The following is a 20443-nucleotide window of genomic DNA, read 5'->3' as shown; positions in this document are numbered from 1 at the left end:
TTTATTTTAAATTGAATGTCAACCAAAGCTGTTAGATATTTAATAATATTTTTTTCATTTGCGCATTGTGATTTATGATTTCTTGTTTACCCCATTGTGGTTCTTCCATCATTATTCTTTGTTTAATACTGTCAATTGATGTACTGTTTTGATAATGGTCTTTTTTGGCTTGTGGCATGTAATTACTTAATCGTGAATTTTTACTACTGCTAATCAAACAAAGATTTCCGAAGTTATCTAGGTACTCCTTTTCTAATTCTTTGTTTCCTTCCATTGGGTTTTGAGGATAATAATGTTCTACCGAACTTCTAAAAGTAAACTCAAAAGTTTTAAAATTTGTGTTACTTTTCCAAAGTAAATAATCCAGATAATTCATAAGGCGTTCCATTATCATCAAAAAGAACTTTTATGATACAGAAGCCTTCATCGATGGAATTAAACAATTCCAAATAGCGGTCATTTGCTTTTTCAGCCAGCTCGTCTTTTAAAGCCAGCAGTTCTTTTTCTGACCTGATCTGTTCGGTAATATTTCGGGTAGTCATCACTACTCCGTCATCTTGTCTAACCATGGCCAGATAAAACCAGCTGTCGTCAAACTGCTCTGTCGAGTAGTATTGTTCCATTTCGACCGTATGCCGGTTTCGGTAACCTGAACCAGTTTGTCAAAAATGCCGGCCTCAATTACTCCTGGATTTTTATCAAGGAGTTTTTCCCCTACAACGTTTTGATTCTGCTCAAAACCTTTACTGTTCTGAACCACCCATTCGAAATCAATAATTTTTCCGCTCGAGTTTCGTACCGCCTTTAATACCTGTATGACATCCAGTGAGCTGTCTAGAACGGATCGAAGGAATTCCCTGCTGGATTTAATTTCCTGCTCGGCTTTTTTAAGATTGGTGATTTTTACAGTAGTGCTCGCCACCCCATCATTTAGTTTTACTGCAGACTGGTAAAACCAGTCATTGAACTGTTCGTGAATGTAATGGCGTTCGGCAAAACTGGATGCGCCGGTTTCTACAACCTGCTTGAAAGTTTCAAAAATTCCTTCCTCAGCTACTCCGGGATTGAGTTCGAGCAGATTTTTTCCTATTACATCGCCGTATGCCTCAATAGCGGTATGGTTGTTTAGTATCCATTTAAAATCTACAATTTCACCTCTTTCATCTCTTATCGATTCAAAGACCTGAATCATATCTGGAGAACTGTCCATAGTGGCCTGCAGGAGCTCCTGTTTGCGTTTAATTTCTTCAGCTGCCGTTTTGAGTTCGGTTATATCTCGGGCCGTAGCCAATATTGTTTCTACCTCTCCTAAATCATTTTTTTCAGGAATAATGCGGGAATGCAGATGAACTGTTCCTGCCGGTGTCGATAAAGTTTTATGATGTTCTACAGTTTCACCGGTCAAAAGCACTTTTTGAAGGCTTTCAAAGTAAGGATGGGCGGTTTCCTGCGGCTGTCCCATTTCCAGATAAGTTTTTCCTATAAGCTCTTCTATTATGCCTCCGGTTTTAAGCTCAAATGCGGAATTGGCAAAAATAAGCTTCAGGTTTTTATCCCATCGTGTGATTATATCAGGAGTGTTTTCCACAAGAGTGAGGTACTGGTCTCGGCTTTCTTTGAGCTGTGCAGTTCGTTCTTGCACCTGCTGCTCCAGCTGGTGTCTGTAATGTTCCTCAGCAGTGCGTAATGCTTCTTCTGCTTTTATTCTTTCGGTTATATTGATGAAAGTGATGATGATCCCATTAATGCGGTCTTCATCGGTACGGTAAGGGGTAAGCCTCATTAAATAAATGCTGCCGTCTGTTGTGCGTACTTCTTTTTCAATCACATTTAGTTTTTCCAGAACTGTTTCTGCATCCTGCTGCAATTGCTGGTATTCCAGTTTGTGGGTAATATCAGTCAGCGGACGTCCATAGTCGGCTGGAATTAAATTAAAGATCGAAGCAGCTGCCGGAGTATATAAAGCAACCCTGAAACTTCTATCCAAAAATATCGTCCCGATATCTGTTGAATTGATGATGTTCTGCAGGTTGTTGCTAGCTACGCTGGTTTCTTCTATTTTTACTTTAAGTTCTTGATTTACGGTGCGAAGCTCTTCGTTTATCGATTGCAGTTCTTCTTTGCTTGTTTCGAGTTCTTCGGCAGCAGAACGAAGTTCCTCATTCATTGCCTGAAGCTCTTCATTGGAAGCCTTCATTTCTTCAGCCTGAAAATCATGCTGTTCATTGGCAGTGCGGAGCTGGATTTTAACGCGTATGAGTTCTTCTTCCATCTGTCGAGCCAAAGACTCGTCAGTGGAGTGGAGTATTTCACGTGGGGTGTCATCATGGCCGGGTTCAAAAATGACCAGTATGAAGCCTTTGGCCGTATCTCCCTGGCGCAGCACAGGTCTTACCTTTAGGGTAAGTATTTCTGTATTGTCGTTAATGGAAACCTTAAGTCCGCGCGCTTCAACGGGACCCTGTCTCTGTCCGGATTGATACAGTGCGGAACGAAGTTCAAGTCGAAGTTCCGGCTTAATGAGTTTTAAAAGGTTCTTGGTCGGCTCTCCTCCTGAAATCTGCAGATATCTTCCTGCGCGCTCGGTGAGATGCAGAATTTCAAACTCTTCATTTACAACCAGGGAAGGCGGAGCATATTCTTCAAGCAGCTGCTGGTGCAGGTCGCCGAAAGAGATGCGGTCCAGAATTTTCTTTTCCTGTTCCTGCGTAATGGTATCGGTTTTGAATTTTTCGAAATGAAGGGTAGGAGTCGATTCTGGTATAGGATACGATCTCGGGGTAACCTGTCTTCGCTGGAAGATATGATTTTCACGGTTGTAGACTGAATACAGATCACTGGCACCGTCAACCGATTCCGAGGTTCCCAAAAATAGGAAGGCACCGGGCTTGAGCGCAAAATGAAAGGTTTCAATGACTCTCTCCTGTGCCACATGATTCAGGTAGATCATCACGTTGCGGCAGCTGACCATATCGAGATGCGAGAAGGGCGGATCTTTAAGAAAATTATGAGTGGCAAACATAATCGTTTCCCTTATTTCTCTTCGAATACGATAGCGGTCGCCTTCTTTGTTAAAAAAACGGCGAAGCCTTTCCGGAGAAACATCCGCTGTATCGTTAAGGCTGTACAATCCTTCCCTGGCATGGGAAATGGCGGCATCATCAATGTCGGTGGCAAAAATCTGTACTTTAGGAGCGTCGATTGCTCCCATGGTAATTTCAGCACACAGTATCGCCAGTGAATAAGCTTCTTCACCTGTAGCACATCCCGGAACCCATATGCGCACCTGATCCTGACTGGTCTTATCTTTGAAAAGCTGCGGCAGGACTTCGTGCTCGATTGCTTCAAACGGCTTTTTATCCCTAAAAAAATTAGTGACTGAGATAAGCAGATCTTTGAGCAGGGCAGAAGGTTCTGCGGGATTCGCATGAAGAAAGTCGGCATAAGACGGCAGGTCAGGAAGACCGCTTATGTTGATTCTTCTTTCAATTCTTCTCAGAAGGGTAGGACGTTTGTAATTGGTGAAATCATGTCCTGTGCGAATGCGCAGCTGCGTGAAAATTTCACGAAGCGCCTGCTGCTGGTCATCCGTTCTTTTTTCGGGATGATCTGTGATTTCTATATTTTGAATGCTGTTTTTGTATGCAATAATTTTTTCCGGCATTTTGGATGCAGACAGTACTTCATCAACCATATTTGTGGAGATGGCACTTCGGGGCATTTCGTTGTATTCAGCTTCACGCGGATTCTGAACAAAACAAGCGCCGCCTCTTTCCTTTACACGCTTTAGGCCCATAGACCCGTTAGCCCCTGTTCCAGAAAGGATAATGGCTATGGATCGCGGGCCATATTCGTCTGCCATGCTTCGGAAAAAGATGTCAACCGGAGCTCTGTGCTCTTCCATCAGCAAATTGGCAGAGGCCGTAATTTTGTTGTTTTCTATCGTGAGATGCTTGCTGGACGATATAACGTAGACATGGTCAGGCGTCAGGATTTCCGTTTCCAAAACCTGTTTGACAGTTAATTTGCTGTGGCGCTGCAGTACTTCGGTAAGGTGGCTGTCATAGTCAGGCGAAAGGTGGAGGATTACCACATAGGCAATACCTGATTTTTCTGGCACATTTGAAAAAAAGTCCTGCAGTGCCTGAATGCCTCCTGCAGATGCTCCAATTCCGGTTATCAGAAAATCATTTTTGCCAGGCTTGTCCTGCAATTGCTTCACTCGTATATCAGTGCTGTCAGTGTCTTTTTTTTTCATATTGCCGCATCAATATAACAAAGTTAACATTTTGTTCCATTTTTCAAATCTTTAAACTCGGCTTCAGGCATTAAATAATCGAGCTGCTGGAAATCTTTTAAATTCTTTCTCAGAGACTGCGCATGCACTTCTGTTTCCTTAGCTTTGATAAAGTAAAAAGCGGCGGCTGAAGAATTGTTCATCTCGGCAAGATGATCTCCGAGATGATTGAGCAGCATACTGCATTCATCCATTGCTGCCATAGCGGTGTAAAGGTCATTTTCAATTTTTGTCCGTATGGATGAAAGCAGGACAGAAGCCGAAAATGCATGTCCTGTATGACAGCGGTATCTTTGTATGTTTCCCTCATTTATTCTTGATAATACGCCGTGGCATTCCGGGCAGGTAAAAGGCGAAAGCTCTCCCAAATCAAAAGATCGCTGTTCTGCTTTGAAGTCACCAGCTGCACTTTGTATTTCAAGTGCTGTCTGTTCGTCCTGATAGGGTCTTCCTTCTGTTTTTTTTTCAATAATCCGTGTGAGCAGCATCGCAATTTCTGAAGCAGGTGCGCAATAGTCAGTTTTAAAGCTGCTCATTGCAGTTTCTGGCATTGATCTCACTTCAGCGTCATTTGGGTCCTGAACAACAGCGATACCTCCTGCAGCTTTAATTTTCCAAAGACCAGATGATCCGTCATCAAGCGCTCCAGAAAGAATGATCCCTATTGTTCTGCTGCTGAAGTAATATGAGGCGGAACGAAATAAGGGATCAACAGCAGGACGGAAATGATTTTCCTTAGGTCCTTTAGAAAGTTTGATAGTATTTGTAATAAGCAGCATATGATGATCCGGAGGAGCTATATAGATCCGGTTGGGCTTTATTTCTTCGTTGTCGGCGGCATAAGAAGCAAAGATGCTGTTTATTTTGTTGAGTACGCTAGGCATCACACCCTCTGTTTCCGCTCCTGTGTGCCAGACTATAAAAATCGGCGGACGGAAATCATTTGGCAGTTCTTTAATGATTTTTTTTATTGCTTGAAAACCACCTGCAGATGCGCCTATGACAACGACGTAATCATCAGGTAATAAGGCAGTCCGGGCATTGCCCGAATTAGATATTGGATCTTTTGTCATTTGAAGCTATTTTGATTTCTATAATAGTAAACAGAAATAGGATAAAGAGTGAATAGTTTTCCAATCTATTCAATGCTGAAACAGTAAATTGAAAAGGCGAACAACAAGATTCTGCTTCGATAAGCGTTTGTTAGGTGCAGGTTAATTGGGACTGTAATGTTCCTCAAAAGATACTACTACTGGGAGGTATATGTGAATCGAAGTTCCCTCTCCAATAATGCTTTCTACTTTTGCAATACCATGGTGGTTATAAACGATCTGCTTGACCAGCGCAAGTCCAAGCCCTGCTCCATATTGCTTTTCATCACGATGCAGTTTATAAAACGGATCAAAAACAAGGCTTTCATAATCCTGTGGAAATCCTGGACCATTATCGCTAAAAGACAGTTTTGTATATTCTGTTTCAGAATCAGATGCATGCGCTTCTTTGGAAATATTCCTTACATGCTGAATACTTATTTTTAGTATCGGAGCTGAAGTTTCGTTAGAAAACTGCAGTGCATTGTTTATGATACTCATAAAAAGAATTCTCATCTGGCAGGGTATGGCAGGCAGCTGCGGAAGCTCATCGGATTCTATAAGTGCGCCGCTTTCTTTTATTGGCGCTTTCAGTTCATTTATAGCTTTTCTGAGAATTTGGTTTAAATCGGTCTTTTTCGGTTTTTTCTGCTCGAAATGAATTCTCGAATACAGGAGCAGGCTTTCAATGAGCCTGTCCAGATTTAGCGAGGTGTTCAGAAGTCTTTCTAAACTGTATTTCCCACCCTGCGTGAGCGTTTTTTCATCCTCTGCTATTTTCTTTCCGAACATTTGGATTTTCCGAACCGGATCAAGCAGTTTATCCGTCGCAGATGCCGTAAATGATTCCAGTTTAAGGATGTATTCCTGCTGTTTTTTATTTTGTATTTCTAGCTGTTTTTGAAGCTGTTGGATTTCTGTTATATCTTTAAAGACAATCATCAGTCGATTGTACTGTTCATTTTCTATCATTGAAGCATACACAAGACAGGTTTTTGAGGTCGTACCTATTTTGAAATTCACAATTACATCCTGCACCATTTCCCTGCGGTTGATTTTCTGAAGAACCAGTTCCTTAAATTCTGCGGATATCCAATGCATATGGGCGCCTTCCAAAATCGAGAAGCCTTCCACCTTTTCTTCGTGGATGTTAAAGTAGCGATAGAATGAAGGAGTAGCGCTATAAATGATGAAATTCTGATCCATGATCAATAGCGGCTCCTTTAGATTTTTAAGGAGTGAGGCATGTACGTTTTGAAGTATTGAAAGTTCATTTCTTCTGTCGTTCAATTCTTCATTCGTACAGGACAACTCTTCATTATTTGAGCGGAGTTCCTCTGCAACGGTTTCGAGCTGTTCGTTGATTGACTCCAGTTCTTCAGTGCGTCTGAGCAGTTCTTGATTGGTGGTCTGCAGTTCTTCAAAAAAGAGCTGCGGCTTTTCATTTAATTGTTCGGCATTATTTGCTTTCAATGCGGTGCTTTTTTTCGAAGCATCCGATTGCGCTCCCTGTGAAATGTCAGCAATGTATTTTTTATGAAATATAACTAGCAGGAGTTCAGGATGCAAAGGCAGGTAAATCACTTCAAAAAAAATAATATAGGATTTACTTGTTGTTATATGGACGTAATGCTGCTGGTTTGTTTTTTCACTGCCAGCATTAAGGATTGCATTTTTAAGAACAGTGCGAACCTCATGATGCACCATATTTAATATATTAAAGCTTGGCGTACCAGCAGGTGGCTGTAAAAATGGACTCGTGTCACCATTAAAATGCACTATTTCAAAACGCTCATTAATCAGTACCGCTGCAGGAGCATATTGTTCAGCCAATACTTCAGCAGTGATTTTACGAAAATCCTTCAATGCTTCTTTTGACTGCTGTTCTGATTCGTTTTTTGTGAGTTCCTGTTTTGTGGTGACAGCAGTGCGTGAGGTGAATCGTGAGGGTGTATTTTTTCGAATATATAATCCTTTTTTTTCCGTGGCAGTGTTAAACAATTCGATATCTGGCTGTAGATCATCTGTTTTTGCAACATGAAGGAAACCCTGAGTTTTCAAGGCATAATGAAAGGAAGCAACAATCTGCCGCTGCAGTTCTTTATTAAAGAGGTGAAGTACATTTCGGCATGAAATTAGGTCAATGCCGGAGAAAGGAAAATCCTTAGCGAGATCATGTACCGCAAATACGCAGTTATCACGTATAATTCTGCTGACATGCCAGTTATTGTCTTTTTTGATGAAGTACTGCGAAATTCTTTTTTCATCCAAATATTTTAAATCTTGTTCTGTATAGATTCCAGTTCTTGCTTTTTCAATGTTTTTGATGGAAAAATCGGTGGCGAATATCTTGACGTTAAGATCGCTTCTGCGATTTTTGTTCAAAAATTCATCTAAAATGATGGCCAGCAGATACACTTCTTCTCCTGTTGAACATCCCGCTGACCAGATACGCAGATCGCTGCCTGTTTTTTTGTCTATAAAGGCAGGAAATACTTTCTCAGTCAGTAGATCAAAATCGGCAGTAGGATCATGAAAAAATGCCGTAGCGTTATGGATTTCAAAAAAAAGCTGATTTTGTTCAGCAGGATTATCCTTCAATACATTTAAGTATTTTTGCAGGTTTGGCTGTCGTGTGGCAACCATTCGCTTGCCAATTTTTTGCTGCAGTACCAAGGAAGTGTAATTATATAAAGATAAATCCGATTTTAATCCAGTTTCCTCAATTATAGTAATGTAAGAAGACTGTCCTTCTGCAGTTAATTGGACTTCGTTCCGAAAAGCTGTTCGAAACTGGACCAACAGTTCTGAAACTTGCGTAGGCTTAACGGAGTAATCAAAATAGCTGAGAGTTGCTTCGTTCAGTGAAAAGCCGATCTGCTGTATGGCAGCAATGGATATGCCTCCTTTTTCCCTGATTTTTTTAAGTCCAAAAGCACCATCTGTGCCAGACCATTCCAGTGCAATTGCAATGGCATGTCTGCCAAATTTTTCGGCAAGTATTCCAAAGAAACGGTCCAGGCATTCCGATGTTTTTTCCTCTCGGGTTATTCTTTTTATTTTTAAGATATCCTGATCAAGAGTAAGCATGCTTCCATCCGGTATAATATAAATATGATTCGGTTTAAGATCTGCAGTATTTACAATTTCCTGAATAGGAATACTTGTAGCTTCTTGGAGAAGTTCAGCTAAATTTTGCTCCTGATGTTGAGATAAATCCTGAAATACTAAAAAAGAAGAATCGGTTTGCTGGGGAAGCGAGCCTATTAAGTCTATGAGACTATTTATTGTAGCTGCAGAACAGCCGATGCCGATAACCTGCAGATTTGTTCGATTGGTTTTTATATTGAGGTTGTCCATGTCTTTGCGTATTTAAACAGTTGCCTGCTATTAATGTCCAATCCCCCAGCTGAAGTGCCGAAGGTACACAGCCGCATAAATTTCAAATAATATAAGAAAGTCTGTTTGCAGCGAAATACAATTTTCGTTGTCGTTCTGCAGATCTCTTTTTTAACGAAGACGTTTATTAGGCGTCCAGTTATTTATAATTCATTGCGCCGAATTTATTCTGATATGAATCGGGTGCTTTTGAACAGTTTTTTGGTGGTAGGCTAAAGTATGTTTAAGAACGGTCTGATTCTTACATAATTTTTTTCAATTGTATCATAATTCTCACATCTTACCTTTTTAGTTGTCTATTAAGGCATTGATGAACAGTATGTTAAAGTTAAAAGGTTTTAACTATGCAATACTTAATTATGCTGTAAGATTTTGAGTAGATTCGAAGTGATTTTAATGTGAGGCATAACGTTAATGCGTTGATGAAAGGAAAATTTGCAGGTGCGCAACAGGAGTAATTTGCAATAAGCAATATAAATTTACTTGGTTAATTACCGAAGGAGGATTTAATTTTAAGACAGTAAAAGGCGCTCCACCGTTTTTTTTATGTCCTGGCGCAGTAAATGGAGAGAATATTGTTTGGTCAAAAATTCTGAAGCATGATTTTCTGCCGCAAATTTTTTGTCCAAATCGCTCGAAGAAGTAGAATAGATTATTACAGGTATATCACGGAATTCCGGATCTGCTTTTATTTTCTGCAAGAACGTTCTCCCGTCCATAACAGGCATATTGAGATCCAGAAAAATGAGGTCAGGCTTCTTGAAGGATTCTGAACGTAATTTTTCAAAGGCAATTGCACCGTTGGCAGCTTCCTGGTAAAAAACTGATGGATGCTCTGCCGCTAAGGATTCCTCAAAAATTTCACGGTCATCGGCATCATCATCAATTAAAAATATGGTTTTCATAAAATGAGGTAAAACGTATGTAAATATACACTTTTTACATTATAATTTAGTAGACCCCTTTTTTTTCCTGTGACTCCGGCAAAATTATGGCAAATATTGAACCGGCGCCCTCTTCTGAACGGGCGCTAATAGTCCCATAATGGTTTTGAAGTATTTTTTTGCACATAGCCAGTCCTATTCCCGTTCCAGCAAACTGTTCATTGCCGTGAAGCCTCTGGAAGATATTGAAAATCTGTTCGGCATACTGCTGTGAAAAACCAATTCCATTGTCAATGATGTCTATTTTTATGTAATTCCGATCCCGGTCAAGAAATGCATCTTCTTTTTCACTTTGCGATAGCAGACCAGATTTAATAGCTATATGCGGTGCAGAATCGGGTCTGCTATATTTCAGCGCATTGGAGATCAGATTTCCGAAAAGCTGAGTCATCTGAAGCGGGATAGCCTGTATTTCTGGCAGGACATCACTTGCTATTACAGCATTTTTCTGTTCGATTATCAGATCAAAATCAGCCAGAATTTCTAAAACAATCGTGTTGAGGTCTACAGATTCAAAATTATGGGAGGCATCTGAAAGTCTGGAAAACTGCAGCACATCCTTGATGAGATTTTCCATTCTTTTGGCAGAACTGGTTATTTTGTCGAGATACAGATTTACTTTTTCCGGATTCTTATCCAGATTGCTTTTCAGCATATCGGTAAAAACGCTGATTTTTCGAACTGGTTCCTGAAGATCATGTGAGGCAATGTACGCAAACTGGGATAGTTCGCGGTTGCTGGATTCCAATTCTGTATTTGCGGCATGCAGTTCTGCTGTTCGTTCTTTTACTTTAAACTGGAGTTCCTGCTGCAGCTGTCTTTCTTTGGTGACATCCTGTGCCGTTCCGCTTATGCCTTCTCGCTGGCCGTCTTTGGAATACAAGACCTGCGCATTGGCATGAATGATGCGCTGCTGACCGGTAATTTTATTCAGGATTGGAAATTCATAATCATAGAAATCTTCCGAAGAACTGCTAAGCGCTTCACTAAGAGATAAATTAATTTTTTGCCTGTATGGATCTTCTATGCATTCCATAAAAATTTCGCTGCTGCCCGTATTGAAAGGGAGTCCAAGCCATTCCTTAAAACGATCCGAACAAGAAATGGTTCCGTCGGATGCCTTTAGATTCCAAGTGGCCAGTTCAGCCAGCTCAATAGCTCCCGAGAGGGCCTGTCTGGTTTGTTCTAATTTTTTAGAAGCCGTTACCTGATGCGTGACATCTATAGCAATATCCATGATGCCGTAAATTTCTCCTTTTGAATCCCGTATGGGCGTGTAGGTAAATTCAAAATAATAGGTGGAAAGTTCGCCATCCACCATGAGTTCTGCGGGCATGGCACGCCCATAATAAGTTTCTCCCGTCCGGTAGACCTCTCTAAGGATTTCCATAAAAGGCTGTCCTTTGAGTTCGGGAACGGCTTCCTCCATTGGAAGTCCGAGAACTCTTCTGTCCTTGCCCCAGTAGCCTATCATGATATCGTTGGCGATTTCAATTTTCATCTCATCACCGGTGAAAAGGCAGATCCCAACAGGAGACTGCTCGACCATAGATGTGACTTTATGCTGGCTTTCGGTAACAGCCTGCCTGCCGGATATGATTTCATCCATATCCATGCAGAATCCTGCATAGCCAGTATAATGGCCTTCACTGTCATAAAAAGGATCTCCAGCAGCTCTGCACCAGATAATCTCTCCTGTATGTTTTTTTGCCCTGAATAGTACGTCAAAATGTTTTTTTTCGGCAATAGAATCAAGATAGGATTCTTTTGCTCGATTGTAGTCTTCAGACACAATAGCATGGGTCCAATTGCCGGCCAGCAGATATTCGTAGGGCATGCCTGTAAATTCAATGAGGGTTTTATTGAAGTAAGTCATCCTTCCTTCCCCATCAGAAAGCCATAATCCGGTAGGGGAGCTGTCCGTTACATTTCTGAAAAGCGCGTCTGCCTCCCGTTTTGTTTTTTCAAGCTCGGAGGCCGCCTGCTGCAGTGCAATACGGCTATTTTCCTGCTCTGTGATATCGGCAACGGTTCCTGAGAATGCAGCTGCATTTCCCTGAGAGTTTAGCATTCTGGATGCAGAAACCGCAATTCTATGAACGCTGCCATTTTCCCAGATGACTCGAGGGGTGTAATAGAAACTGCCGCTCTGAATGCCTTTTTTAATAACCTCGAGACGCTGCTGCAGGTCATCAGGATGCACGTACTGTAAAAGCTCTTCTCTGCTAAGATTTGGCTGCTCCTTACCGGTGATAAGCCTGCTGAATTCTGGTGTATAGTCGATGCTGTTATCCGAATAATCTGCATTAAAGATTCCCAATCCCATGCTTTTGATGGTCATATCTGTAAGCTGACGGGACTTGTAAAGTTCCTCTTCCGCTTTTTTTTGCGCTGTGACATCCTGAACTGTTCCGTTAAAACGATATGCGGCATTGTTTTTATCAAACCATGCTTTTCCAAGCGCATGCACTTTTCTGATGCTGTTGGAATCGCGATCTACTATATCATATTCAATGTCATAACGGCCTCCCGAATCATAGTTGAGCGCTTTATTTATGGATTCCGTTACACGCTGACGATCGTATTCTGCTATGGCTTCAAGGGCATGAGTCAGTAATATTTCGTCATCGGATTTCAGTCCGAACCAATTCTTAAGTCTGGCATTGGCTGAAAATCTGCGGGTATTTGGATCAAGATCAAAAGTTCCAAACTCCGCGGCATTAATGGCAAATTCCAGCTCCTCTTTATTTTGGCTGACTTTTTGCGTATTTAGTACTTTCTCTGTCGTTTCCGTGGCAATGACCAATACACCTTTAATCTGTCTATTGTCGTCGCGCACCGGACTATAGCTGAAAGTCCAATAGCAGTCTTTTATGATGCCGTCTCTTTCAATCGGCATCAGGAGGTCATCATACCATATGCTTTCCCCATCGGTTAGAACCCTGTTAATCAGTGGCTGAATGAAATCCCAGCATTCCGGCCAAAAATCGACAGCCTTACCTCCAAGGGCTTGGGGGTGCTTTGCTGTTCCCAGGATGGGGAAATAAGAATCGTTGTAAAACTGAGTAAGATTCTCGCCCCACCAGAGAAACATCGGAAATTTGCACGAAAGGAGCGTTGCCAATGTATTTTTCAAATTCTCGGGCCAGTGCAAAGGAGAGCCAAGAGCATGTTCACTCCAGTTTATATTGTGAATAATCTGAGCAGATTCGCCTCCATTCTGAAGGAAATAATAATCGGAATTAGTAATGTCTAGATTCAAAATGGTATTTTTGGCTGGGTGGCAGCTGATCTGAAGAAAAGCGTTAATGATTTTGAGTAAATGTAAACTATTTATTTAGTGTGAGCAGCGCTCCAATTATTGGTTTTGCTGAAATTTATTCAAAAGAGAGGTTTGATGCTAGATTTCAAATAATTGATAGCATCTACATTAAGAAGGTTTCAGAATCGGAGACTTCCCCATCGCTGTTTTCTTCTTCTTCTTCTTCTTCTTCCCAATCATTTTCATCATATTCTTTATTGAGATCGTCGAGTTCCAAGTCATAATGATTTTCCATTTTCATGGAATAGGAATTATGCGCCCTTAGATAATCGTCATAATTGATAAGAAGTTCTTCTTCAAAAGAAATTTGTTTTAAATCTGGCTGAAAATCATCTGGCTGGTTATTTGACATCATAAAAAGTTGCTTTGAGTGGTAAAAGTTTCGATAATCCTGAATTTATGGTGAAAATAGCATCTTAAAAGAAAGAAGCTGTTATAAAATTTCTGTTATAAATTTCTAAATTCTCATTTTGTGTGATATAAAATTTTTAACATTCCTGTAGATAATCTAAATAGTTTTATGCTTTAAATTTGAAAAAACACATTTATTAAATTCTAAGGGGCAGATCTTTTTAAAATGGAAAAATCAATACAATTACAGGTGAGAAAAGATTTGGATCCGCGACAGCAGCTCACTTTTATTAAATTAAAGGGAAGTCTAATATCAAAAGGGTGGACAGAAATCATCCACATAGTAGACAAGGATGAGGATTTTCATATCAATACGTTTGAAACTGCGTCCGAAAACCTCAATGCAGTCCAGCAGTATATTGCGGCATTTATTGATGCAGAAAATCTTTCTGAAACTATTTCTCTTAAATAGTAGAATAATTGGAAATCGGCCGTAACGTGTTTTGATCTTATAATTCTCCAGTTGAGAATTATAAAGGTTTAGTCAGTGTCTATTTCTGTATTCGCAGCAACTAGTCTGAACATAGGCTCATATTTCTTAAGATGCATTTCTAGATTTCTGTTGGATTGGACCGGACCAACGCTTCCCTGTATGCAGTATAATCTTTTATCCAGTACAAACATAAATTGGAGCATGCGTATCTTCATTGCAGTCGCATCACTGATAAAGCTTTCTTCAACTTCAATCATCATTGCTGGAATTCCGTCTATCGCAACAGCTTCACTTCGTATGAGGTTGCTCTGCGGAGACAGCATTTCGCTGACACTACTTTTGGTGAGAATGACATTGTGCCTTGATTCAGGAAGATCATAGGCTGTTATTACTAATTTTTCGATTCCAGTACCGTTGCAGCTTGTAAACTGCTGGATGGTTTGCGGATTTGCAGCTTCTTCGGCAACCCAGCTTTTTGGAATGGGAATTTTAATATCGGCCAGTTGGGCTTTTGGATGATTTTCAGTTTCAAAAAAATTTAAGTATCCATCTTTGATTTCCTCATGAGGAGCATTGTGGTAGATAAAAGATATAATTCGCTTATGCATTATGGTGTCACTCATTGAGTGTAAACGCTGATTTGCTTTTGCTAGGAAATCCCGTGCATATTGTTCTTTTTCTATCGGATTTTTAAATTGCTGCTGTAATAGAGAATCAATTTGTTTTTGCAGTAATTTGAAGTGGGAATCATTTAGTTCCTCTTTAAGGAACTGCACGATATTTTCTTCCGCTCGTCCAAAAGAAAATTTTAGGCTCATTTTAACAGCCTCTGCATCATTTTCAAGATTTGGAAATTGCTTTGAGACCTCTCTGATCGCTGCATCCTGTCCTCTAAGAAAAGCATATGTTTCTACCGCCGTTGATACTTTTGGGCTATATTGTTTTAGCTGCGCGTAGGTTACAGGAAAGGAGCAAAAAAACATCGCAATAAAAAGTAATAAAAATATTGACCGATTTTTTAAAGACATAACAAAGACGACTTATAGGTGTGAAACATGCTGCAAATTTTACATTTGCAAAAACGCTGCCCTTACATAATTGTTTGAAGAACTTTTATAATTTCAATCCAGCTAATTTAGTTTATTAAAACACTGAATAAACTATAAATACTGTAATGGAAAATATAATATGAGCGATAAAGAGTTGGAGGTAATAAGCTTTATAATTTATTGAAAGTTTTTGGGGAATCAGGTTGAATAAAAACATCCATCCAAGAATTCCTATTATGCCAATGCAGGTGCCTAGAATGAAAGTAGACCGCCAGGAAACTTCCATAATTCCGTGATTCCAAAATAGGTAATATCCTATTACGAAAAGCAGTCCAATAAAATAATGAAGTGCCCAAGCTAAAATTGATTTAGTTGGACGAGACGTTTCAACATGAAGAAAATGGAGCACATACGTGAGAAGTAAAGGCTCTTTATAAACTTCTCTTGCTGCTGCTGAAACAGCATAACTAAATAACGTCATTAATGATGTTGCGGCGATGGTGGCTATCACGATCATAAGTACAATTTCCATATTTGTATTATAATGTATTATGTTTTAATTTTTGATGAAGCTCTATAAAGGCAATGTTTTCCAAATTTATTTTTTGAAATTTATTCGTTTTTATAAAGTTTGACTGAAGGGTTGTATAATTGCCATTGATCTATGTCAGCTGACTGAGTGAGGAAATACTTTCCGAATCAATTAAATTATATAATATTTATTATTTAATGTGTAAGCAGTGATTTGGTATAAATGACAAATTTGATTGTTTAATTTAAATGATTATTTATGCTGCATCCAGTCACTCCGTGGACAGCCACTGTACAGGCTGACATTGTTAATGCTGAATTGCTCGATGAAATTTCTTTAGCGCAATACCAGCTTCAAATTTATAATGCAGGAGACTCTCTTTGGCTTACAGTCCAGTGGCCCGAGGCCGGGAGAATTGCTTTCAGGCTTGCTTTTGGGATGAACAGTGTGTTTAACAAGGCAGAAGTCGTTAAAGAGGAAAATAATTTAATAATTGAAGCTTCTACGAGATTAGCAATTTATAAGGTTACCGTTTCCTTTCCGGAAACAGAACCTGCTGTGTTCCGTTATACCACTTCATTTAAAGCTTCCTTTCCTCTTTTAATACCTTTTTGGCCACGAGACATAGTGCCATTGACGGCAGATGGAAGAGTCGAAAATACTTCGGGAGTAATTCATTCTCATCAGGTTGGAGCTCGTTCTGGGCATATCTATTTTAGTATGACAAGACCCGAAAACGGCTCCGTTTTTTATTTTCAGAATCTTAGCGCCATGTCCGACTATTGTGAAGCATCTGAAACTTCATTGGCAGAAACTGTAGGAGGGAGCTGGCCAGAAATAGGATTTGAATTTCCAGTAAATGGTGAAAAGCCAATTCCCGCAGGTGTGGAATTTACCATTTCTGATGCCTTTGTACTGCTGGAAGAAAATGTCATAAAAGAGGAAAGTGAAATGACTTCTCGATTTTTAAGTCATCTAAGTGCTATTTATCCGCATATAACCAGACCAGAGGTAAAATATCAGGACTGGAAAGCGATAGCAGAAAAAGTTCAAGACCAGCTCTATTTAAATAAAGGATGCTGGACGATGGCAAACAGTTCGCCATTTCTAAACGCCTATGTATGCGACTACAAAACGCCTGCCGAAATAATGGTGCAATTAGCAGTCAAATTGCCGCTTCACGAGTATTTAGTATGGTCAGAAAGCTCCCATCCGCTTTTTGATGATTTGAATATCGGGTTGGAGGATTTTTACGATGAACGAATTAAAAGCATTGTAAGATGGCATCCCGCTTTAGTGGATCAGCTCGATAAATCTGAAGAACAGAAACAGGACATGGTGATGGATTCCTGGTATCTGCATCATCCTTTATTGAATCTTGCCCGCTTGGCATTGAGAGGCGATAAAATTGCAGAAAAATTGTTCCTGGATTCCGTAGATTATGCGGTTCAAACTGCAAAACATTTTGATTATGATTGGCCGGTTTTCTATAAAATGACTACTTACGAAGTCATAAAGGAAGAAACAGCGCCAGGGAAAGGTGGAGAAAAAGATGTGCCTGGCTCCTATGCCCATGTGATGCTGATGGCCTATAAACTGACCGGTGAAAAACGTTTTCTGAATGAAGCTCTTCGTGCGTTAAAAAGTCTGGAAGGCCTCGGATTTGATATTTTCTATCAGGCAAACAATACTGCTTTTACTGCCGGAGCATTAGTAGAGCTCTATCGTGAAACTAATGATGAAAAGTTTCTTAAGCTAAGTTATAGCTGTTTGGCAGGAATATTTAAAAATGTCCAGCTTTGGAACTGCGACTATGGATATGGTAAAAATTTTCCAAACTTTTTTTCTGTTTTTCCACTAAACGATGCGCCTTATACTGCGGCCTATGAAGAATTTGAAGTTTATGCAGCGCTGCATCACTATATGGAGGTTACAGATGGCATTGAGATACTTCCTGGATTGAAAGTATTAATTCCGGAGTTCATTAAATATGCGACTGCCAGACTGGCGTATTATTATCCGCCTTTGCTTCCAGAAGAAATGATTGCAGAAGAAATTAAAACCGGAGAAATCCAAAAAGAATTATGGGTTCCTGTAGAAGATATTCACGATGGATGGGAGAAATCTGGCGAGGTTGGCCAGGAAGTCTACGGAGCAGGACTAGCCTTCGGAATAGTTCCCAGACAATATTTTAACTTAAAAGAGTTCAATGCTACGGGGTTTATCAATTATCCAGCAGCGAAGTTTCGTTTCGGCGAAAAACGCCTCACTTTCCACGTATTAGGAAGTAAACAATTTACGGCATTACTAAAATTTAACGGACTCACAAAGACGGTAATGTCGAAAATAAAAGTAGAAATGAAAGATAAATCCAGTTATGTAGAAATAAAAGCCAATACGGATAATGAATATCAAATACTGGGAGATTCGATTTTGCGTATAAGTTGGTAGAATAATCAAATTAATTAAAATATCAACCCGAAAGGGTTTAAAAGAATAGCTATGAAAAAATATAAAGTTGGTTTAATTGGCTACGGCGGATTCGGAAAGTTCCTGCATCATTGGTGGGAAAAATTGGATCAGATTGAAGTTGTGGCTGTAGCAGATCCTGCAGGCAGTCCTGAGGAAAATCTAACATTCACGCTTCATGATAAATGGGAAGACCTTCTTAAAGATCCTCAAATTGATATCGTAAGCATTGTTACACCTCCAGCGCTGCATGCCGATATGGCCTGCGCCGCTATGAAAGCGGGTAAACATGTGCTCCTCGAAAAACCTGCAGCGCTGACATTGGAAGATGCAGAACGCATACTTCAAGTACAAACCGAAACGGGAAAAGTAATCACCGTGGATCATATGATACGTTACAATCCCATTATAAATGAGATAATAACTTTAGGAAATACAGGTGCTCTTGGTAAACTGCGTCACGCAGCCGTACACAATTATGCGCAGGATGAATCACTACCGCCTGAACACTGGTTCTGGAACGAAAAAATTTCAGGAGGCATTATGGTAGAACACGGAGTTCACTTTTTTGATATAGTAAGTGCTCTCAGCGGACAAAAATATACTGAGGTATATGGCTGTTCGAATATGCGAAATGAAAAACAGCGCGATCGTATGGCTGCGATGGTAATATATAATCAAGGACTTATTGCAGAGTATTATCATGCTTTTTCTGGACCGGGCTATTTTGAGAAAACTACACTTCAGCTTGCATATGATTTGGCGAGATTTGAAGTTGAAGGCTGGATGCCGATGAAGGGAACTGTAAAAGCGCTTGTCAATGCAAAGAGCAGAGAAGCTTTTGGGAATCTTCCAGGTTGGAATGAAATTTCGGCGGATGTAATAGGTTGTGGCAATGACGAATCAAGACCAGAAGGATGGGGCGCTAATGGGGGAAAACCATCTTTAGAATCAGGTCTTGTTAAAGTTGGCGGAATCTCATATCACGCAGAACATTTGATAACAGGAGCTTTTGAAATACCGCAAACCAAGGGGGAAGTATATGGAAAATGTGTACAAGACATTATTTTGGATATTATCTCTAAAATAGAAGACCGAAATCATAAACTTAAAATCACTATTGAAGATGGAGTAGAAGCATTAAAAACCGCGCTTCTCGCCTCTAAAAAATAATATCCAAATAAAAAAGTTCTGCTTTCGACAGAACTTTTCTTTTTGCAAAATAATATATTTTAGTTTGTAAGGCTTTGCGATTGCTGTTCAGGTAAAATATCATCTACTTTTTCTTTGATTTTTTGTGCAGTCTCGGCCAATATTTCTTTGTATTTAGCTAGTCCAATACCGGCAATCGGTATAGCCAGTTTGCCAATAATTGATCCAGCTTGCTCATATCCATTATTATTCAGATAAGAAGAAAGCAACAGAGAACCGACAGCACCTATTAGAATATAACTCCCCGGCACATCTTCAATTTTTGATTCAATAAAAGTTCTTATATCTTCCAGATTCTCTTGGTTAATTAAGTTTTCCATAATGTAAATAATTTATCGTTTTTTAGTTCGTTTATTGCTTAAAAATAATCACTTTATCTATAAAATATTTATATAATTGAAATCTAGGTTTATACAATAAAAACAATTTAGATATAAAAGACTTTTAGTTTATTAGGGTTATAGGATATCTAAATAATCTGTAGATGCGGTCTTACCTGCATAGTGACAATATCACAGCGTTGGGGTTGGGACAGACAAAATACAATGCTTGCGGCAATGTCTTCTGCTTCAAGCATTTCAAGTTTTTGAACCTTTTCCCTTTGCTGTTCTTTCGGAGCAGGCTGCATATCGCTGGTTACTGCTCCAGGTTCTATAAGAGAGACTTTTATTCCGTGGCTATTTATTTCTTTACGTAGCGCTGCTGTAAATCCACGAATAGCAGATTTGGTAGCGACATAAACAGTACCGGTTTCTTCGCGTGTTTCCGCACTCATTGATCCTATATTGATAATGTGTCCAGAATTTTGTACTCTCATTCTTGAGGCTGCCTCTTTGGCAAACGACATATAACCTAATATATTGGTATCCACAATATATCTGATGTTTTCATTGTCCTCTTCCATAATGCCGTCTGCGGGAACTGCCGCATTATTAATAAGAATATCTACGCCGCCGAGTGTTTTATCTATTTCTTTCCAGATCATTTCGACATTATCCGTATAGGCGATATCAGCGGTTACACCGTATACCTTTCCTTGTGCCGCTGCTTTGATAGTTTCGTAAGCATGGTCAAAGTCATCGAAATCCCTTCCAAAAATAAAGACATGACCACCCAACGAAGCCAGCAATTCAGCCGTAGCCCTTCCTATTCCAGTAGTGCCTCCTGTTATTACAATACGTTTTTGTTCAATATTTTGTCCGAAGTAATTAGATAGATTTACCATATTTATTAATTTTAAAAAAAATGTAAAGAATTAAGTATAAAGATTCTCGGTAGATTGAT

General features: G+C 39.7%; 15 protein-coding genes. 3 read left to right on the top strand and 12 right to left on the bottom strand.

The features are described 5' to 3' along the window. Positions 1-31: 31 nt before the first annotated feature. From QLQ96_RS18475 to QLQ96_RS18440, 8 genes are all read right to left on the bottom strand, one after another. Positions 32-394 carry an HNH endonuclease family protein gene (locus QLQ96_RS18475; protein WP_482492387.1) on the bottom strand — a complete coding sequence of 121 codons (363 nt, stop codon included), beginning with the start codon at positions 392-394 and terminating at the stop codon, positions 32-34. Continuing rightward, positions 342-569 carry a hypothetical protein gene (locus QLQ96_RS18470; RefSeq protein ID WP_482492386.1) on the bottom strand — a complete coding sequence of 76 codons (228 nt, stop codon included), beginning with the start codon at positions 567-569 and terminating at the stop codon, positions 342-344. Before QLQ96_RS18470 ends, QLQ96_RS18475 begins: the two co-directional genes overlap by 53 nt. Further along, on the bottom strand, positions 545-4258 hold the full coding sequence (locus QLQ96_RS18465; RefSeq protein WP_482492385.1) for a CheR family methyltransferase: 3714 nt from the start codon (positions 4256-4258) through the stop codon (positions 545-547). The genes QLQ96_RS18470 and QLQ96_RS18465 overlap by 25 nt, the downstream gene beginning before the upstream one ends. Before the next feature lie 23 nt (positions 4259-4281). Continuing rightward, entirely contained in the window at positions 4282-5370 is a 1089-nt protein-coding gene (locus QLQ96_RS18460) for a chemotaxis protein CheB (protein ID WP_482492384.1), read from the bottom strand. Between the two features lie 141 nt (positions 5371-5511). Further along, a complete protein-coding gene (locus QLQ96_RS18455; RefSeq protein WP_482492383.1) occupies positions 5512-8748 on the bottom strand; it encodes a CheR family methyltransferase in 3237 nt (1078 codons plus the stop codon). Positions 8749-9299: 551 nt separating this feature from the next. Continuing rightward, a complete protein-coding gene (locus QLQ96_RS18450) occupies positions 9300-9692 on the bottom strand; it encodes a response regulator (RefSeq protein ID WP_482492382.1) in 393 nt (130 codons plus the stop codon). A 46-nt stretch (positions 9693-9738) separates the two neighbouring features. Next, positions 9739-12993: a PAS domain-containing sensor histidine kinase gene (locus tag QLQ96_RS18445; protein WP_482492381.1), complete on the bottom strand. Its 3255-nt coding sequence runs from the start codon at positions 12991-12993 to the stop codon at positions 9739-9741. A gap of 163 nt (positions 12994-13156) precedes the next feature. Next, on the bottom strand, positions 13157-13408 hold the full coding sequence (locus QLQ96_RS18440) for a hypothetical protein (protein WP_482492380.1): 252 nt from the start codon (positions 13406-13408) through the stop codon (positions 13157-13159). Positions 13409-13630: 222 nt separating this feature from the next. On the opposite strand from QLQ96_RS18440, the gene QLQ96_RS18435 reads away from it, so the two are divergent. Beyond that, positions 13631-13876: a hypothetical protein gene (locus tag QLQ96_RS18435; RefSeq protein ID WP_482492379.1), complete on the top strand. Its 246-nt coding sequence runs from the start codon at positions 13631-13633 to the stop codon at positions 13874-13876. A gap of 68 nt (positions 13877-13944) precedes the next feature. Here QLQ96_RS18435 and QLQ96_RS18430 read toward each other — a convergent pair whose 3' ends face one another. Together QLQ96_RS18430 and QLQ96_RS18425 are read right to left on the bottom strand one after the other, a co-directional pair. Continuing rightward, a complete protein-coding gene (locus tag QLQ96_RS18430) occupies positions 13945-14925 on the bottom strand; it encodes a hypothetical protein (RefSeq protein ID WP_482492377.1) in 981 nt (326 codons plus the stop codon). Between the two features lie 115 nt (positions 14926-15040). Continuing rightward, entirely contained in the window at positions 15041-15463 is a 423-nt protein-coding gene (locus tag QLQ96_RS18425; RefSeq protein ID WP_482492376.1) for a hypothetical protein, read from the bottom strand. Between the two features lie 273 nt (positions 15464-15736). Between QLQ96_RS18425 and QLQ96_RS18420 the strand changes: the two genes are divergently transcribed. Both QLQ96_RS18420 and QLQ96_RS18415 read left to right on the top strand, forming a co-directional pair. Next, positions 15737-17929, top strand: coding sequence for a hypothetical protein (locus tag QLQ96_RS18420; RefSeq protein ID WP_482492375.1), 2193 nt, complete (start codon positions 15737-15739; stop codon positions 17927-17929). A gap of 51 nt (positions 17930-17980) precedes the next feature. Continuing rightward, positions 17981-19120, top strand: a complete 1140-nt coding sequence (locus QLQ96_RS18415; RefSeq protein WP_482492374.1) for a Gfo/Idh/MocA family protein — start codon at positions 17981-17983, stop codon at positions 19118-19120. A 59-nt stretch (positions 19121-19179) separates the two neighbouring features. Here the strand turns inward: QLQ96_RS18415 and QLQ96_RS18410 are convergent, their stop codons facing one another. Both QLQ96_RS18410 and QLQ96_RS18405 read right to left on the bottom strand, forming a co-directional pair. Beyond that, a complete protein-coding gene (locus QLQ96_RS18410) occupies positions 19180-19479 on the bottom strand; it encodes a hypothetical protein (RefSeq protein ID WP_482492373.1) in 300 nt (99 codons plus the stop codon). A gap of 149 nt (positions 19480-19628) precedes the next feature. After that, positions 19629-20384: an SDR family oxidoreductase gene (locus QLQ96_RS18405; protein WP_482492371.1), complete on the bottom strand. Its 756-nt coding sequence runs from the start codon at positions 20382-20384 to the stop codon at positions 19629-19631. Between the last annotated feature and the right edge of the window lie 59 nt (positions 20385-20443).

Source organism: Flavobacterium sp. B167r (assembly GCF_056824315.1).
This window is presented reverse-complemented; position numbering and strand designations above follow the sequence as displayed.

Coding starts and splice junctions, on each gene's coding strand:
- QLQ96_RS18430 (WP_482492377.1), bottom strand. CDS start 14,925: ATGTCTTTAAAAAATCGGTCAATATTTTTATTACTTTTTATTGCGATG.
- QLQ96_RS18455 (WP_482492383.1), bottom strand. CDS start 8,748: ATGGACAACCTCAATATAAAAACCAATCGAACAAATCTGCAGGTTATC.
- QLQ96_RS18450 (WP_482492382.1), bottom strand. CDS start 9,692: ATGAAAACCATATTTTTAATTGATGATGATGCCGATGACCGTGAAATT.
- QLQ96_RS18405 (WP_482492371.1), bottom strand. CDS start 20,384: ATGGTAAATCTATCTAATTACTTCGGACAAAATATTGAACAAAAACGT.
- QLQ96_RS18440 (WP_482492380.1), bottom strand. CDS start 13,408: ATGATGTCAAATAACCAGCCAGATGATTTTCAGCCAGATTTAAAACAA.
- QLQ96_RS18475 (WP_482492387.1), bottom strand. CDS start 394: ATGATAATGGAACGCCTTATGAATTATCTGGATTATTTACTTTGGAAA.
- QLQ96_RS18465 (WP_482492385.1), bottom strand. CDS start 4,258: ATGAAAAAAAAAGACACTGACAGCACTGATATACGAGTGAAGCAATTG.
- QLQ96_RS18415 (WP_482492374.1), top strand. CDS start 17,981: ATGAAAAAATATAAAGTTGGTTTAATTGGCTACGGCGGATTCGGAAAG.
- QLQ96_RS18425 (WP_482492376.1), bottom strand. CDS start 15,463: ATGATCGTGATAGCCACCATCGCCGCAACATCATTAATGACGTTATTT.
- QLQ96_RS18435 (WP_482492379.1), top strand. CDS start 13,631: ATGGAAAAATCAATACAATTACAGGTGAGAAAAGATTTGGATCCGCGA.
- QLQ96_RS18410 (WP_482492373.1), bottom strand. CDS start 19,479: ATGGAAAACTTAATTAACCAAGAGAATCTGGAAGATATAAGAACTTTT.
- QLQ96_RS18460 (WP_482492384.1), bottom strand. CDS start 5,370: ATGACAAAAGATCCAATATCTAATTCGGGCAATGCCCGGACTGCCTTA.
- QLQ96_RS18420 (WP_482492375.1), top strand. CDS start 15,737: ATGCTGCATCCAGTCACTCCGTGGACAGCCACTGTACAGGCTGACATT.
- QLQ96_RS18470 (WP_482492386.1), bottom strand. CDS start 569: ATGGTTAGACAAGATGACGGAGTAGTGATGACTACCCGAAATATTACC.